Source organism: Kordiimonas aquimaris (genome assembly GCF_025574485.1).
Classification (GTDB): Bacteria; Pseudomonadota; Alphaproteobacteria; order Sphingomonadales; family Kordiimonadaceae; genus Kordiimonas; species Kordiimonas aquimaris.
This window is the reverse complement of record NZ_JAOBPO010000001.1, coordinates 295,393-311,472: the sequence shown is the minus strand read 5'-3', so window position 1 is coordinate 311,472 and position 16,080 is coordinate 295,393. Positions and strand designations below refer to the sequence as shown.

12 protein-coding genes are annotated in these 16,080 nt (G+C 46.6%); 4 read left to right on the top strand and 8 right to left on the bottom strand.

The features are described from left to right. Window positions 1-3: 3 nt before the first annotated feature. A complete protein-coding gene (locus tag OEU88_RS01470; protein ID WP_262693325.1) occupies window positions 4-1,740 on the bottom strand; it encodes a hypothetical protein in 1,737 nt (578 codons plus the stop codon). A 161-nt stretch (window positions 1,741-1,901) separates the two neighbouring features. Here OEU88_RS01470 and OEU88_RS01465 point away from each other — a divergent pair, with 161 nt between their 5' ends. Continuing rightward, complete coding sequence (locus tag OEU88_RS01465) at window positions 1,902-3,122, top strand: MFS transporter (RefSeq protein ID WP_262693324.1); 1,221 nt, start codon at window positions 1,902-1,904, stop codon at window positions 3,120-3,122. 24 nt (window positions 3,123-3,146) lie between these two features. On the opposite strand, the gene OEU88_RS01460 is transcribed toward OEU88_RS01465, so the two are convergent. Then, the gene (locus OEU88_RS01460) at window positions 3,147-4,121 is read right to left on the bottom strand and encodes an NAD-dependent epimerase/dehydratase family protein (protein WP_262693323.1); all 975 of its coding nucleotides are present in this window, start codon (window positions 4,119-4,121) and stop codon (window positions 3,147-3,149) included. A gap of 94 nt (window positions 4,122-4,215) precedes the next feature. On the opposite strand from OEU88_RS01460, the gene OEU88_RS01455 reads away from it, so the two are divergent. Beyond that, window positions 4,216-5,199, top strand: coding sequence for a DUF481 domain-containing protein (locus OEU88_RS01455; protein ID WP_262693322.1), 984 nt, complete (start codon window positions 4,216-4,218; stop codon window positions 5,197-5,199). A 7-nt stretch (window positions 5,200-5,206) separates the two neighbouring features. Here the strand turns inward: OEU88_RS01455 and OEU88_RS01450 are convergent, their stop codons facing one another. From OEU88_RS01450 to OEU88_RS01440, 3 genes are all read right to left on the bottom strand, one after another. Further along, on the bottom strand, window positions 5,207-5,626 hold the full coding sequence (locus OEU88_RS01450) for a secondary thiamine-phosphate synthase enzyme YjbQ (RefSeq protein ID WP_262693321.1): 420 nt from the start codon (window positions 5,624-5,626) through the stop codon (window positions 5,207-5,209). 1 nt (window position 5,627) lies between these two features. Then, window positions 5,628-6,035, bottom strand: a complete 408-nt coding sequence (locus OEU88_RS01445; protein WP_262693320.1) for an Hsp20 family protein — start codon at window positions 6,033-6,035, stop codon at window positions 5,628-5,630. Window positions 6,036-6,194: 159 nt separating this feature from the next. Next, window positions 6,195-7,520 (bottom strand): tetratricopeptide repeat protein, encoded by a 1,326-nt coding sequence (locus OEU88_RS01440; protein ID WP_262693319.1) that lies wholly within the window; start codon window positions 7,518-7,520, stop codon window positions 6,195-6,197. A 139-nt stretch (window positions 7,521-7,659) separates the two neighbouring features. On the opposite strand from OEU88_RS01440, the gene OEU88_RS01435 reads away from it, so the two are divergent. Next, window positions 7,660-8,700: a tetratricopeptide repeat protein gene (locus OEU88_RS01435; RefSeq protein WP_262693318.1), complete on the top strand. Its 1,041-nt coding sequence runs from the start codon at window positions 7,660-7,662 to the stop codon at window positions 8,698-8,700. Window positions 8,701-8,755: 55 nt separating this feature from the next. Here the strand turns inward: OEU88_RS01435 and OEU88_RS01430 are convergent, their stop codons facing one another. Further along, on the bottom strand, window positions 8,756-9,136 hold the full coding sequence (locus OEU88_RS01430) for a ribbon-helix-helix domain-containing protein (RefSeq protein ID WP_262693317.1): 381 nt from the start codon (window positions 9,134-9,136) through the stop codon (window positions 8,756-8,758). A gap of 24 nt (window positions 9,137-9,160) precedes the next feature. After that, window positions 9,161-9,886, bottom strand: a complete 726-nt coding sequence (locus OEU88_RS01425) for a ParA family protein (RefSeq protein ID WP_262693316.1) — start codon at window positions 9,884-9,886, stop codon at window positions 9,161-9,163. Window positions 9,887-10,224: 338 nt separating this feature from the next. Here OEU88_RS01425 and OEU88_RS01420 point away from each other — a divergent pair, with 338 nt between their 5' ends. Continuing rightward, window positions 10,225-12,513, top strand: coding sequence for a xanthine dehydrogenase family protein molybdopterin-binding subunit (locus OEU88_RS01420; protein WP_262693315.1), 2,289 nt, complete (start codon window positions 10,225-10,227; stop codon window positions 12,511-12,513). Window positions 12,514-12,523: 10 nt separating this feature from the next. On the opposite strand, the gene OEU88_RS01415 is transcribed toward OEU88_RS01420, so the two are convergent. After that, the gene (locus OEU88_RS01415) at window positions 12,524-15,895 is read right to left on the bottom strand and encodes an amidohydrolase family protein (protein WP_262693314.1); all 3,372 of its coding nucleotides are present in this window, start codon (window positions 15,893-15,895) and stop codon (window positions 12,524-12,526) included. Window positions 15,896-16,080 lie beyond the last annotated feature (185 nt).

Here is a 16,080-nt window from a genome sequence, read left to right as displayed (position 1 = left end):
TAGCTAATTTGTTGCAGCGTCCAGAGCGTCTGGATTTTCAGCATCATCTTGTGATGAAATACCGGCTTTCGCTAGGAGGTCTCTGAAATCAAGTAAAGTTTGTTCGGCCTGATTGCGATTTAGACCCTTTATTAATCCATCGGTGAAGCCTGTTTGGCGCATGTAAACACGTACCTGGTGTTCTGCTGCTGTTCGGCATGAACCAGAAGTGAAATACCCGTCTGCAAGCATTGCCAGTATTTTGCGTGATTTTTCCTGCAGGCTGATATTCAATTGATGGATTTTCTTCAGGATCTGCGTGTTGTCCAAAATAATTTGGCAGAACTGGTCAAGCTTTTCTGCAATTTTTCGCCGATGCATTTCTGTCAGTTCTGCGGACATGACACGTTTTTGCAAATGTACGAGGTCAGACATGCGCTTAATCGGGTTTTGGTCAAGTCCGATAAAGATCGATTCGTATTCAGGTCGGGACAAAATAGGTAGAACATAATTCGCGACTGTACGCTTATTGCTGTTGCCTACAGTAACGGCTTCAAGGTCCATCAATTGATTGATCTGTGTAATGGGTTGCTGGTTTTCACTCAGCATTTGCGAAATGGATTGGCTGTTAATCATGCGCCCTGCGCGCGCTTTTACACTTTCCATTACATGATCAAGGGTGTTCAGGTCTTTGTTATGCAGCGTTTCCAGAACATTGCGAAGGTCATGAAGCGCTTTAAGTTGTCCGATAAGGCCATGCTTATTAATTTGTTTCGGCTGCTCGATTTCCTTCTTTAGGCGTTCAACCAATACATGGGCACAGCGTGGCAGTGTGTTCTCCGATAGAAAGCCGTTAAGGCGAAGCACGTCTTCGCTAAAGCGCGGTGAATGTTCATCCTCGCCCATAAGGTTTAACTCGCCGCACTGAAAGTAAGCGAGTTCAATCATGAATGCTCCGCGGTCTTCTTTTTCCCCCATTAGCTGGTAGAGCACTTGTTCATGCTCTAAAAATTCAGCGATCATTTGATCCAGAATTTCCATTACCCAGTCGGGCCTGTTGGCGGTTAGAAATATGATAATACGTCCAAGCTTGTCACTAAGTGTGGCAGCGGGCCGCAGATATTCAACAATGGCACAGGTCAGCAAAAAACGGCAGTTTGATTTACCGTCAAGTGCAGTGATTAGGGGTTTAAGGCGTCCGGTTTCAAGGGAAGGTACCGAATCTTTGGTCGACTTCATAATATCAATTGAAGCGTCAATTACCTTGTAGATTTTGTGCATGCGCTTTTGGATTGATTCTTGTTCGGTATCAAACGAAACGGCAGTTTTCTGCACGGCATTTTGAAGGAGTGTGCCAGCGTTATAAAGGCGGTAATAATGGTCTAGTGAATGCAATAATTCAGTTGGGGTAATGCGCCATTCTGCCAGAGAATTATGCATTAGTTCCCATATTGAGCGACGTCCGTCCGAACTATACAAATCATCGGGTGTTAAACACGGAGAAATGGTACCTGATTGATCATACTTTGATTTGCGCCGGTTACTGCCTCGCGCGTATATTTCAACGGAAGAAAAGTCGTTTTCCGCTTTGTCGAAGGTTTCTTTGACAACGCGGATTCCAGTATACTGACGCGTTTTCCAAAAGCTTTCCGCAAGCTTGGTTGCTGCTTCACGGTCGTCTTTAACTTCAACGATGGTCCAGTTGCTGCCTCGGCGCCCCAGTATCTCATAATGTATGTTGATGCCGTGTGCCAATGCCATCCCCAATTATTCATCTTGCTCACCGCCTCGGTGTAGCGGCTTGATCACTTCAGAGTATTTTCTCTCCATAATCGTTAAGAAACGGTGTTTTTTTAATAAAAATCAATCTATGCAGATATCGCAGCACCCCTTGGGGCGATAGAGCCCAGAAAGATATCGGCGTGAAGTTTATAATCGTTAATGGCAGGTTTTTGGGGTTTGGGCTTTTTATCGCTTTTCTATCCAGCTTTGGTCAAACCTATTTCATTGGCGTGTATAAGCCTGCGATTATTAATGCCTACAGCCTTACTAATAGCGAGTTTGGCTTCTATTATTTGATTATCACGCTTGGCAGTGCCGTTGGGCTAAACCAGCTCGGTCACTTAGTTGATAAAATAGCTCTGGGTACATATGCAGGCACGCTTGTTGTTTTAATGGCTGCAGCATGTTTTTTGGTTTATGCCGCGCCGGTTTTCTGGGTTTTTGTGCCAGCATTGCTGTTGGTGCGATTGCTTGGTCAAGGCCTGCTTACCCACGCCGCAATGACAAGCATGTCTCGTTACTTTGAGCAGAAAAGAGGATTGGCGGTTGCCGTTGCAGGTTTAGGTTTTCCCTTCGGGCAGGCGGTATTGCCGCCGCTGGCAGTTTGGTTGATGGTTTCGTTTTCTTGGCAGCAGACTTGGTTGGTTTTTGCTGGTGGTTTGCTGGTTGTTGCGTTGCCACTTGTTCTTTTATTACTTGGTGGCCATGCCGTGCGGCATCGTGCGTGGCAGACTGATCAAACCGCCAGCTCAGAGGTGGGTACAGTTGATCCGGTAACTCACGCACGGCGCAGAGACGTGCTGCGCGACAAGAGGTTTTATCTGATGCTGCCTGCGCTGATTGCTGGACCGTTTTGGGTTACTGGTGCGTTCTTTTTTGCCAGCGATGTTGCTGCATTTAAGGCATTTGATGTGGCTAGCTATACGGCTTTTTACAGTTTTTATGCATTAGGTTCAGTTGCTGCACCATTTGTTGGCGGCGTACTGGTTGATCGGTACGGTGGACGTAAGCTGCTGGCAATGTATCCGCCAATATTTGGCTTTGGGTTGCTCTTCATACTCCCAAACTGGGGTGGTTTGGGTGTGGCGGGGTTCATGGCATTACTTGGTCTTGGCTCAGGTGTTACATTGCCGATTAATAATGCTGTTTGGGCTGAGCTGTATGGCACGCGTTATCTGGGCGAGATAAAGGCATTGTCTACATCGCTAGTGGTTGTTTCAACGGCGCTGGCGCCGCTCATGCTTGGAGTGTTGCTGGATACAGGCGTTCTCCTGCAACATATAATGCTTGGGGGCAGTTTTTATTGTTTTGCAACCATGTTTCTTGTGTTGCCTGTCACGCGGACACCTAATCAAATTTAGGTGGCACTTTCTAACACACCGCGGTCAACTCTGTTGCTCTCGCATGTAAGCGATAGCTTCATCCATGGACTGGGACAGGGGCACGTCCCTGTATCCAAGTTCTTTGATCGCCTTATCATAGTTCACGGTATAACTTTGGCAGGCAAAATAGGCCTCTTCGGGTGTAATCTGTGGTCGGCGACCTGTCACTTTTGACACCAACCCGAGTATACTTGCAGCTGTTTTAAGCATAAGCGCTGATTTTGGTTTAGGTGGTGCCGGTTTGCCGAGCTTTTCAGCTGCCATGCTCAGGAATTCATGAAAGCTGGAATAAGGGCCGCCAAGGATATAATTTTGCCCAGTTTTTCCTTTTTTATAAGCAGCTAAAATGCCCTCGGCAACAGCACGACCGTTGGCAAAGTTACCGTTGCCAGGCGGTACGGCGGGAAGTGTGCCGTCTTCAATCATCTTGATCATTCGGATCCAGTTTTGGTTATCGTAACGGCCTACAATATCCGTCGGGTTAACGATAACGGCATCCAGCCCGCGATCTACGGCTTCTTTAACTTTACGTTCCGCATAAGATTTTGTGTGAATGTAACCAACCCAGCTGGTTGCGCCCAGTCTTGGTGTGTCATCTGTAATGGTTTCTTTGTGTTCGCCGTAAGCAACAATGGAGGACACATGCACCATACGTTTTACTTGTTTGTCTAACACCACCTGAAGAAGTGCAGACGTGCCGTCTACATTTGCGAGATATTGTTGTTCGGCTTCCTTGGACCATGTGCTTGTGTCTGCTGCGACATGGAATACACAATCAACATCATTAGGTATCGCTGATGCAATTGTCGAGGGATCTCGTAGGCGCATTAATGCAAACTTTACATCATTGCCCAGCAGTTTTTCAGCGTGGGCTATGTCGCGTACACCAGCGATAATATCCCAACCGTCTTCTTTCAGAACATCAATCAGATGCCGACCGACAAAACCTGTTGCACCGGTCACAAATCCTAAAGGCATTTTCACTCCTCATTGATACGAACACTTGCCAAACACAGCTATTGTAGATAGATCACTAACGAATCGCGAGACTAAATATTGAAGGATATTAAAAATGGCGACTGGAAAGACAATCTCATTGAAGAAGAGCCTGTTGGCAGCCAGCCTTTTAGCAACCATTGGATTTGGAACTGTTCATGCTGCAACGCCTCCTGGTGTTGAAGACATGCTTAAATCAGCTGCTGAAGAAAATCGCGCTACCTTTGATATAGTTTTGCGGTTGGCGTTGGATACATGGCCTGATGCACGGTTGGATATTTTGCAAACAGCAAGTGCTGTGCGCAGTGAATGGCTAGAGGCACCTCAAATAGAAGAGATAGCTGTTGCTGAAGCCGCTGCAGTGGAGGCAGAGCGGAAATCTCGTGCGCGAGGTATCCTCTATTATTTGGACCCCTCACTCTGGAACGCACAAGCACAGGTCGGTGCAACAAGCAGCACTGGTGACACGGACGAACAAGCAGTGTCTGCAGGTCTTCAGTTTAATCGCGCATTTGGTGAGCGTTGGGAACATAATCTAAATTTGGATTTTGATTTTGCGCGCAGCAATGGTTTTACAACACGCCGCAGACTTTTGACGCGTTTTGAGACATTGTACAAACCATGGAAGCAGTTTTATGTGCTTAACTATCTGGAAATAGACCTTAACCGCTTTTCCGGATTTGATTACCGAATCCTGGATAATGTCGCTATTGGTGCGCAACTGTTTAAAAATGATCGTCAATCATTGCGCCTTGAAGGCGGACCTGGTGTGCGCCTTAATAAATTTGAGGATACGGGCGCTACAGAAACAGAGTTCCTTGGCCGAATTTCCAGTACATATGACCTGAAACTAACGGACAACATAAACTTTAATGATCGTGCGTCTGTTATCTTTGGTACCGGTTCAATTACGTTTGATAATCGTGCAGCTGTCTCTGCTCAAATTAACACGAGCTTATCTGCCCGTTTGGCATTTCAAGTACAGTACGACTCTGACGCGCCGCTTGGTTCAGCCGCATGGGATACCCTTACACGCGCAACCCTCGTTTACGCGTTTTAGTTTAGCGTCAGAGACCTATAATATGTGCAGCGATACACCGGGTGTGTGGGTGTATTCTATGCTCGGCTAGATAAATACCTTGCCATGTGCCAAGCCGCATGACGCCAGCCATTATTGGAATTGAAAGTGATGTGTCTGTAAGCGCAGTTTTTATGTGCGCAGGCATATCGTCTAATCCTTCAGCGGTATGGCGATATAGGTTGCGGCTTTGCGGAGCAAGCCGGTCCAGTGCATCAATCAGATCATCACGCACATCAGGGTCAGCGTTTTCCTGAATAGTTAATGATGCCGAGGTGTGCTGCACCAGCAAGGTCAATAATCCGTCGTTAATACCGCTTATCGACACAAAAGAAGAAACGGCGCCTGTAATTTCATATAACCCCGTGCCATGTGTGTTGCATGTTATGGTTTCATGTTGCTGGTGCATGTTAGCGTATGGGGATATTTTGTATGACAGCATCTGGTTTGGGCTGATGCAAATCAATGTGAAGCAACCCGTTTTCCATAAAGGCATCGGTCACTTCCATTGCTTCAGCCAAAACAAATTTGCGTACAAATTGTCTTGCTGCGATGCCGCGGTGAAGAAATTCTTTATCAGTGGTGCCGTCGTTTTGTTTGCCGCGAATGATCAACTGGCTGGCTTCCAGGCTGATCGAAACATCGTTGCGTGTGAAACCTGCGACAGCGAGTGTGATGCGAATTAATTCATCACTAATATGCTCAATGTTATATGGGGGGTAGCCATCACCTGCATTCTTGGCAACATTATCCAGCATATGTTCAAGCTGATCAAAGCCAAGTAGAAATGGACTGTTAAATACAGATACACGCGACATAGTTACATCTCCTGATAGAGCATGCTTAGCAGTAGGTAATCGATACAGTCATCGATTAAGGCCTCATATGAGCGCCTCATTGTATTTTGATTGAGAAAGAAACTTATTTCAAGTTTCCTGAAGCAATATAGGTTTTAGTTATAGTGGAAAAACGGCGATTTAGCTTCCCGGTAGATCGCCTTCTTGCTTTTCAGGAGGTCTGATCCAACAGGATGTACCGCGATCTAAAAGTTCGTCACATATTTGTTTGGCTTCAGCAAAGCTTGCCAGCGGCCCCGCATTTAGTCTGAAGTAAAACCCTGATGGCCCGTCCGTTTGTGTTCCAAAATCTACCTCTGACCGCCGTGGTGGAATGTTTGATAGAATGTCGGTATTGCGCTCCAGCAATAGTGACCACCCCTGCATTAGGCGGTTAATTGTGCGGTATGCGCCGATTTGCAATGCCCAGCCTTGCCTTTCGACTAAAGGAGGCACTTCACTAAGGCCGTATTTTTCAGGCGTTGCATTTGCTGTGGATGCATGAGTTTCTTCTTCCTGTTGTGCATCATCCGCGCTCTCGTTCGAAACAGACTCTTGCGGTGGCGAGATTGTTGTCAGACGAACAGCTGCCGCTTCATGCTGGATTGTGTTGTCGAACTGCATGTTGGCAGCTTCTTCTGTTGTCCATTCCGGATTGACGGTACCTGTTACTAGCGCCTGCATGCGCTGCTTTTCCTCGAGACTGGTAAGTGTGCGATAAAAAGTGAATGTTTCATTGATGCTTGCAGGGTCGAGATCAAGGCGAGCCATCGTATAGGCCTGTTCTTCCTTACCAGCTAATAGATATGCCAATGAAAGATTTTGTCTGTCGCGCGCGCTGCTGTTTCCTGTAGCAATGATGGGTTCCAGAATATTAATAGCTGCATCAGGCATGTTGTTAGCGGCTAAAATAAGTGCTTTGTTAGACAGGCTGGTGAGGTCGGTTGCATTATTCAATAGTTGCAATGCACCGGTGCTGTTGCCTGTTGCAGCAAGTGCAACGGCACGACCTGATGTCGGTCTGGGGTCGTTACTCATTGTGCTCTCTGCTGCATTAAACCCTTCAAGAGCAGCATCAAAATTACCTGATGCCAGTGATGCCTTGCCGTAACTATAAAGCATTTCGCCAGATGTGTTTTCGATACCTTGATGTGCGATAAAGTCTGCAAGCAGTTTTTGTGCGGCATTCAAGTTTCCCAACGCTAACAAACTGTTGGCCAAACCGGTAATCGCTTCAGGTGTACGTGTTGTACTGGCAATATGACGGTAAAGCGGAATGGCGGCTTCATGGTCGCCTTTTCGAGCCATATCATTTGCAATTGTTAATAACCCGCCTGGCGTTTGTGCTGTTGGTGAATTTTTTGCAACAGCAACACTTTCTGGTAAACTGCCGCCGTAGGCGCATGCTGTAAGTGCGACGGTGCTGCAACATGTGAAAAGAACTCTAATAAAACGTGAGGTCGTCATAGGATTGCCTGATTGTTTTTATTCTATAAAGTACGGCATGCCTGTGCCGTGTTCATTAGTGATTGTAAGGCAGTCCGGTGAAGGAAGATTTAAATATCAGGCTGTGTTTTAGACGAGTTTGTGTAAAATTTTATCGGAGTTGGCTGCGAAAGAGGACACCTTTGATCGTATTGAAATGATGATTGTTTTGAACATATATAGAGCGGCGTTTTTTGCCCTATTTTTTAGTTTTTCTGTTGTTGCCCAAACCAGCCAACCGATAGAAAACAGTACTGCGGCTGACGAATTATCAGTTAATGATGCGCTTGAAGATATCCGCAACGGTGATATTGAAAAAGGCATGGGCATTCTTGAAAGCCTTGGCCGGCAGGCAAACCCAACAGCATTGTTTCATTTAGCAGAAATGGCTCGTATTGGTATTGGTCGTGATAAATCAATTCCGATAGCGACGATGTATTACCGCATGTCAGGCCAGCTTGGTAACGAAGCGGCTGCATTGAAGTTGGCCAACATTCTTTATTTTGATGGTACGGGAAGCGAGGCTGAGCTCGCCGAGGCAGTATCTGTGTGGCAGACCTATGCGCTGAAGGGTAACCCTGAAGCTGCTTACGTTTTGGGTACATTATATTGGAACGGCGAGGTAGGAAGTGCCCCCGATCCTGTACGTGGATATGGTTTGGTATGGCGCGCTGCTCAAACGGGCTATAACCCTGCTGAACAAGCAGAACTAAGTATGCGTGCACAGATGAACGGTGCGGCGCGTAGTGCCGGTGAGGCGTACGGCAAAGCACTTGAGACTGAAGGCTTTGGTGGTGGTCAGCTAGCACTTGAATTGTTAATTGACGGTTATTCCGGTGATACTGATGGTGAGGGCGGGCAAAATCCTGCTGAAAAACCTGAAGACTGGGCTAAGGTTTGGCGGCTTGAGGTTGGTTTTGCGATGGACGATGCTGGTGCTTCAGAATTGCTTGAGCGTATTCGCCGTGAAGAAGCTGCGACAGTAAAAGATCTATACGGCGAAGTCATTAAATCACCTAACCGCGTTGGCATGTATCGGTTGGTTTTCGGACCAGTTAATACGATGAATGATGCTGTTAGTATGTGTGTCGTTCTCAAGCGTGCTGGCCATGACTGTTTTGCTCAACCCCCTACAGCTGATGACGTGCCGTCAGAGAGTTGATTTTGGCCATCGCTTCTAATTAGCCAATAACCTTAGCTTTGTATGTGGTTGCACGTTAATTTTTGTGACGGCAAATACAGCCCTGTTCTTTGTAAGCTTGCTCCAAATAATCAAAAATTGCTTTCTCCATTATTGATTGTTGGCTCACCCCCATGCTGGCAGCAAGTAATCTTAAATCTTTATCTGTAGATGTGGATAAGCGCACAGATTTATGTTTGCGTCTGATCCTTTTAGTTGGCTTCAGCACAACCTTTTTTCCCACAGATTCATTTATCTTCTTGGCAACCTTAGGTGTTTTTGGTGCTGATTGGGTGGTTACCTCATGTGGGATAAACTGAATGCGATTTGAGGTCTGCAAGGTATCTGGCTTGGCCATTATTGGTCTTGCTGTCCCTTTGCGCGCAAGCAGAGAAGCGTCGAGAGATGCCATCGTCATAAGGTTCTCCTTTCTATGCGTATATTACTGCGCGCCGGCAGCGATGTGATGTGTTTGTATATTGCCCGTTTGGCGGTTGCCAAAGGCGCTGCGCTGTATCTGTGCGCTTTTGAACTGGCTTTTTACAGGCAGCCTTTTAATGCGTGCATCAAGGTATTGCCAAAGCGTTGTCACCTCGCCAGCAGACCGCCCTGATGAGTTTGCTTCCATAACAGTTCGACCATCAATCATGCTGGCAGCAAAATCTTGACGATTATGCAGGATTGTTGGTGCAACAGTGCCGTGCTGTGACAAAGCGATAGCGGCCTCACCGGTCAGGCGGGCACGCGCTGTTGCGCCGTTAACAACAAACACTAGTGGTTTGCCTGCGCGCTCAACTAAATCAACTGTTTTCCCGGCGGCGCGCAAGTCGTGAGGACTTGGGCGTGTTGGAATAATCACGAGATCAGATTTTTGTACAACTGTTTGAATTGAGCGCGTGATGGCGGGCGGTGTGTCAATAAAAACGAGACGAAAGCCCTGGTCTCGTAAAATACTTAAGTCAGTATCGAGCGTTGCCATTGTTGCTTGTGCAAATGCGGGGTCATCGCTTTCGCGTGCATTCCACCAGTCTGACAAACTGCCTTGCGGGTCTGTGTCTATCAGTGCGACAGGTTCGCCGCTTTGACGTGCTGCTTCCACAGCGAGATGGCCCGTGATTGTGGTTTTGCCTGAACCACCTTTTTGCGAGGAAACTGCGATAACACGCATGCCTGAATCTCCTGATAATATGGTGTTAATTCCGTGTCAGATTAAAGTTGTGTACAAACGGAAAATTACACTCACTGTTACAGGCATACGTGAAAATCCATTTAATAAAAATGAACAAGTTGTTGTTAATAAACAGAAAAAAATAGTAAAAAGTTGTAATAATTTTAGTAAATATTTTGAGTTTCTAAAGAAGGTTAATATTTTCACGTGTTGACCATGCGCGCCCTTAGTCAATTAGTTTAGTGATTGGTTATATCCTTGAATACACTATAGATAAGTTATAATATATCATAAAAATATTGGAATATTATGACTCAAATTATAGTTGAGAAATAGCGATGGTATTTGAAACTCAGAGTGGGGCTGATACTATCAAAGCCCTTTCCAAACAAGTAACACGTCGTAATATACTGCAGTGTTTCTTTGCTGCCGGTGCGATGACAATTGTTGCTCCACAATTTCTCAATGCAGCGGCTAAAGGGTATGATACAAAAGATGCTGTTGCAATGGGTCCATTTGTTAGCATTGACCGTAATGGGCAAATTGAAATTGGCGCACCCTCACCTGAGATTGGAACAGGCCTTCATACATCCTTGCCAATGATATTGGCTGAAGAAATGGACGCAGATTGGCAAAAGGTTACTGTCAAGCAGATGGCCTTGTTTATGGTCAGTCGTGATGACGATACGCCAACCTGGCAATATATCAAGCAAGGCGGTGGGGGTAGTGCGACTTTATCGGGAAGCATAGAAATATTAAAGCGGGTTGGAGTAGAGATTAAGGATCGTTTGGTACGTGCTGCAGCAGGAAAGTGGTCGATTTCGCCTGAATTGCTTACCACTAATAACGGTCGTGTCTATGATAATGCTGGTGCGCGCAGCATTGGCTACGGCGAGCTTGTTGAAAGTGCTGCGGCGCTTGGCGCATCTGAGAGTGTGAAGCCCTTTAAGGCCCGCGAAGATTATAATATTCGCGGTAGTGAGCATATACAGAAGAACCTCGATGCACTTGTGCGTGGGCATGCAAAATTTGGCATTGATGCTGAAATACCTAATATGGTCCATTCTGTGATTCAGCGTTGCCCATATGTGGAAGGATACGTGGTATCTTTTGATGACACTGAAGCACGCAAAGTTTCAGGTATTGTTGATATACTTGAATTGCCAAGACCAGACCCTGAAAAGCCTTATACATACTTGGAAGCGGGTGTTGCTGTTGTCGCTACGAATCTATGGTCTGCACTTAAGGCTCGGAATTTATTAAGAATCGAATGGAGGCCTAGTGGGTTGAGTGACGAGTCCACTGTGCGTTACCAGTCTGATTTTTCGAGTAACTTGAATGGTAGTGAATCGATGATAGAGCGGGTTTTGGAGGGGGACTCGTTGGCAGTAATTGCTAAAAGTTCCAAGACTATGACAGCTGAATACACGATGCCTTTATTGTCTCATGCGACCATGGAACCGCAGAATGCGGTTGCGTATTGGAAAGGTGACAGTCTGGATATGATCCTTTCTACGCAATCGCCGGGTAACACTCTAAATGCAGTTCGGCGGTTAACTGGTTTAAGGGTCGAAGATATTCATATTCGTTTGTTGCGGGCAGGAGGGAGTTTTGGCCGACGACTCATGGCTGACGCTGCTTGCGAAGCGGTTGTTCTTTCTCAAAAGATTAAAAGACCAGTAAAAGTTACATGGACGCGTGAGGATGACATGACTCACGATTATTACCGTCCTACAAATAGGCAAAGGGTTACTGTTGGCTTGGACGAATCAAATAAAATTACCGCCTGGAATAACGAATTTGCTTCTGTCACCAGCGATTATCGACAAACCTGGTCGAGGCCTGGCGGTGAGTGGCGTGACGATATTTGGGCCGACCATCCGCCGCGGCACCTTGTGGAAAATTTTCGCCTTTCACATGCGTTGGTGAAATCGCGCATTCCTCGTGGGCCTTGGCGTGGGCCGATGCCCACGAGGAATGCTTTCGTTATTGAAAGCATGCTAAATGAAATTGCTCACACAACTGGTCAAGATTCAATTGCGATTCGCAGAGCACTTTATAGTCCAGCTCGTCCCTTACCCTACAATCATTGGGGGAATCATAATGGTGAGTGGCATACAGGTAATATGTTGGGTGTGTTAGAGGCGGTTGCTACGATGTCAAAGTGGGGACAGGTTTCCGGGGTCAATCAAGGGCGAGGTATTGCTAGTCATTTTACGTTTGGATCCTATTGCGCAGTTGTTGTCGACGTTACATTTGAAAATGGCAACTTGATAATTAATCACGTCTTTGCCGCAGTAGACTGTGGTGAGGCTGTGAATCCAAGCGGTATTAAAGCACAGATAGAAGGGGGTATCATTGACGGGTTTTCCACGGCTTTAAACTTAGAGATTACACTTGTAGATGGCTTACGAGAGCAAAAAAACTTTGATTCATACCAATTGATGAGCATGGCACAATCGCCACCTAAAATAGATGTAGTGATTGTCAACCCTAACGATGGTCGATTAGCAGGGGTGGGTGAAGTAGCCACACCACCAGCCATACCTGCATTGACCGAAGCAATTTTTCAGGCAACTGGCAAACGTATTCGGCAGCTTCCTGTTAGGAACCAGTTAGCTGCCTAGTTGCGGGTAATTAATGACGACCTTTGTCCCACCACCAGAAGGGTGTTAGTTCCTTCTTGACTGGCCATACTTGGTTCAATGTATCACCCTCGTAAAGGTCACCATTTTTCATCACGTGTGTGATGGTGTTTGTATTTTTGATGTCTACAAGCGGGTTAGCGTCCAATATAACCATGTCGGCTAGTTTGCCGGCTTCGATAGATCCAAGGTCTTGGGCAACGCCAATGATTTTTGCACCGTCTATGGTGGCTGCTCGTAATATTTCGGCAGGTGTCATGCCTCCCATACCAAGGCCCCACATTTCCCAGTGATAACCAAGGCCTTGCAATTCACCGTGTCCGCCAACACCCACAAGCCCTCCTGCACGTTGCAGAGTGGCTGCCGCACCAGCGATATGATCAACGGAAAACTCATCATCACGGACCCAGTTATTGCGTCTGCGCGTCATTTCATCGAGTCGGTTATGCGGGTAAAAGCGATTAAGTTTCTTATCATTGTGCACCTCGGTGCGTGTGAAGAAATAATTTACCATCGATACGCCGTTATATTGCACAACCAGTGTCGGCGTGTACGCGGTTTGCGTTTTCGCATAAAGTTCAATCACATCTTTATACATCGGAGCGATTGTCAGTGTGTGCTCATTACCGTGCATTCCGTCAATGGCGTGGGTTACATCCAGTCGCATATCACCGCCGCCTTCGGTGGTTGGCATAAGGCCAAGCTCTTTGGACGCCTTTACAACCCACTGACGCTGTTTACGATTACCGGCAAGGTAAGATTTGATGTTTTTGGTTTTGTAATGGTCTGAGTAGCGCTTCAGATACGCGAGTACCTGTTCGTAGGATTGAAAATCATTGTTACCAAAAATACCAGGCCCTGTCATGAAAGCGCGCTGGCCAAGAGATTGGCCTGTTTCTACCATGTCGCTGTATGTGAAGTAGTCTTTGTAATTTGTCTGTACATCAAGACCAGTAGTTACGCCGTAAGCAAGGTTTGCGACCAGGCTCCAGTTTTGTGGCTCCAGTACGTCTCCGGTGCGGAATTCCCAGTGGGCGTGTGTATCAACAAACCCAGGTATGATGTATTTACCTGACACATTCATAATTTCGGTGTTGTCAGGAATATCAAGCGAACCTTTGTCCCCCATGGCGACAATACGATTATTTCGAACAAGAACATCTTGATTCTCTTGAACGATACTCATGGCATCAGTTGTTGTGCCGGCCATTGAAATGACATTACCGCCTGATAGTAAAATTGTACCTTCCGGAGTGGCGCGATCTGTTGTCACAGTGATCACGCGTCTGGTAACAGCCTCATTGTCTTCTAAAAACTCAGGAGCTTTTTCTGCCTTTTCTTTATTGTCCAAATCTTCTTTGTCGCCCGCTGGCGTCTCTTCTTCCGCAGAGTCTTTGACGTCTTTATCTTCTTTGCGGAAAGGTAGACTGGAAAGTGGGCGCGTATAAACAGAGGAACCAATAGCCCATGTAACTGTCTTGCCCTCGTCTGCCCAATCAAAGAAGTCTGCGCCGGTGCTTGTGATTTGAACGGCCGGCACTATGCCACCTTTTAGTGATGTGCTTGGTGTTTTGCTGCCGCTGGCGGGTACGGGTAATGCCCAGACTTGTTTGTTAACAAATGCGAGTGCAGTTTTACCGTCAGGGCTGATCCGGATATCTTCTGCGGTTGGCGGTTCACCAAACAAGCGATTGCCGCGCGGTGCAGAAACAATCAGATGTTCTTGCCTGTCAGTACCGTCTAGTCGAACGGAAGATAAAACTTTGCCATCATATAGGTAAATGCGTGATGGGTCGTTTGTGAAGTGGGGTGAGCGTGCACCATTTGCAGACATTATTGTGGTTGTGTCACCGCCGCCGGCTGGTAACCAGACAAGATCAAGCGGGATACCTAGGCCCGTAAACTCGCTGAAAGTTTGATGACGTTGATACTCATTGCCACGCATGGCGATAATACGCTTTCCGTCTGGTGAAAATGCAAGGTCGGTATAAAAAGCTGGATGTTCAGTTAAGCGTTCTGGCTTTCCGCGCCCATTTGAGCGCATGCGCCATATATGACCACCATTATCCATCGACCATGTGACATAAGCAATCCACCGCCCATCAGGTGACCATACTGGCTGGTATTCCCATGCGTCGCTTTTTGTCAGGCGCTTTGGCTCTGTGCCGTCTTCGTTGTTGGCGATATAGATTTTTGTAAGTACGGATGATGCGATTTTTTTGCCATCAGGTGAATGTTTGGGGCTATGGATAATTCTTGCTGTTACGGGCCCTTCACTAACTTTGTAGGGTGAGTTTAAATCGGGGCCAATGTCGAGATCAATTGATGCATTGAAGGGGATAATGCGCATGCTGCCGTCAGCGAGATTAACACGTTGTATTTTGCCACCAGTGTGAATAATGAGTGCGCCGCCGTCGGGCGTAAAAGTATAGTTGGGATAAAAATCGCGGCTAGGTAGACGGCCAATTTCCTGTGCATCACGCTGAATAGGCCATACCAACATTTTGTCAGTACCGCTTACTAAATCTTTTACACGAATACCTGTTTCTGTTTCACGCCGCGACAGATAAACAAGAGTACGGCCGTCTGGAGATATGGCTGGGCGTATGCCGCCACCTTCGCCTTGTGTTAGTGTTATAATGTCCCCTGTTTTGGTATCGAATCTTGCGATTTGACCAGCTGGGAAGTTTGCACGGCCTTCTGGTCGCTTGGTGTAATATATATATTGCCCGTCTGGTGAGAAGGTTGCGCCAACGCCGGCCGCTGCATTGTCTTTGTTGTTGCCGGTTAATGTTATGCCGCTGCCACCATCAATATGATGCATGCGAAACTCAACTTTTTGACCGCCGCGTGTCATAACCACATATTGACTGTCAGGAGACCAGGTTGGTGATACCAAGCGTGAATAACTATTTTTGGATAGTTTGCGTGCGCCAGTGCTGTCTCGCTTCATCACCCATAGGTTATCATTACCGTCGCGGTCACTGATGAAGGTGATCCATTGTCCGTCTGGTGATACACGTGGCTGACTATCATAGCCCAAGCCATTTGATATGCGTTTGGCAGTGCCACCGGCTATTGGTATTTCATATAGATCACCCAATAGTTCAAATACGATTGCATTACCATCGGGGGTAACATCAAGAGAGACCCATGTTCCTTCGTCAGTTTCAAAAGCAAGCTTCTCGGTAGACCCTTCGAGGGGAAGGTCAGGTTTTTTTGCTGTACTGTCCTTAAGGCTGAGTGCGGGTATACTCGTTGAGATACTTGCCAGCGCAAATGCAAATGCTGCCGCAAATGTTCGGTATTTTAGTGAAGTAGAATTTGCTGTGCGATTTTTCTTACCGTCAATGGTGTGTTCCATTGAAACCTCCCCCTGATATTGTTGCTTTTCAGCGTATGGTGCTGGGTCTTAGTTTGCACTGACATTCGCATAACCGCCAAGAAGAATAATGATTAATAAAATATGATCCGAAAGTCGTAGTCAGGACTGGTGCGTATTTGTGCCGTCGTACTTTTCATGTGTTTGATTATGTGCTGCTATCATGT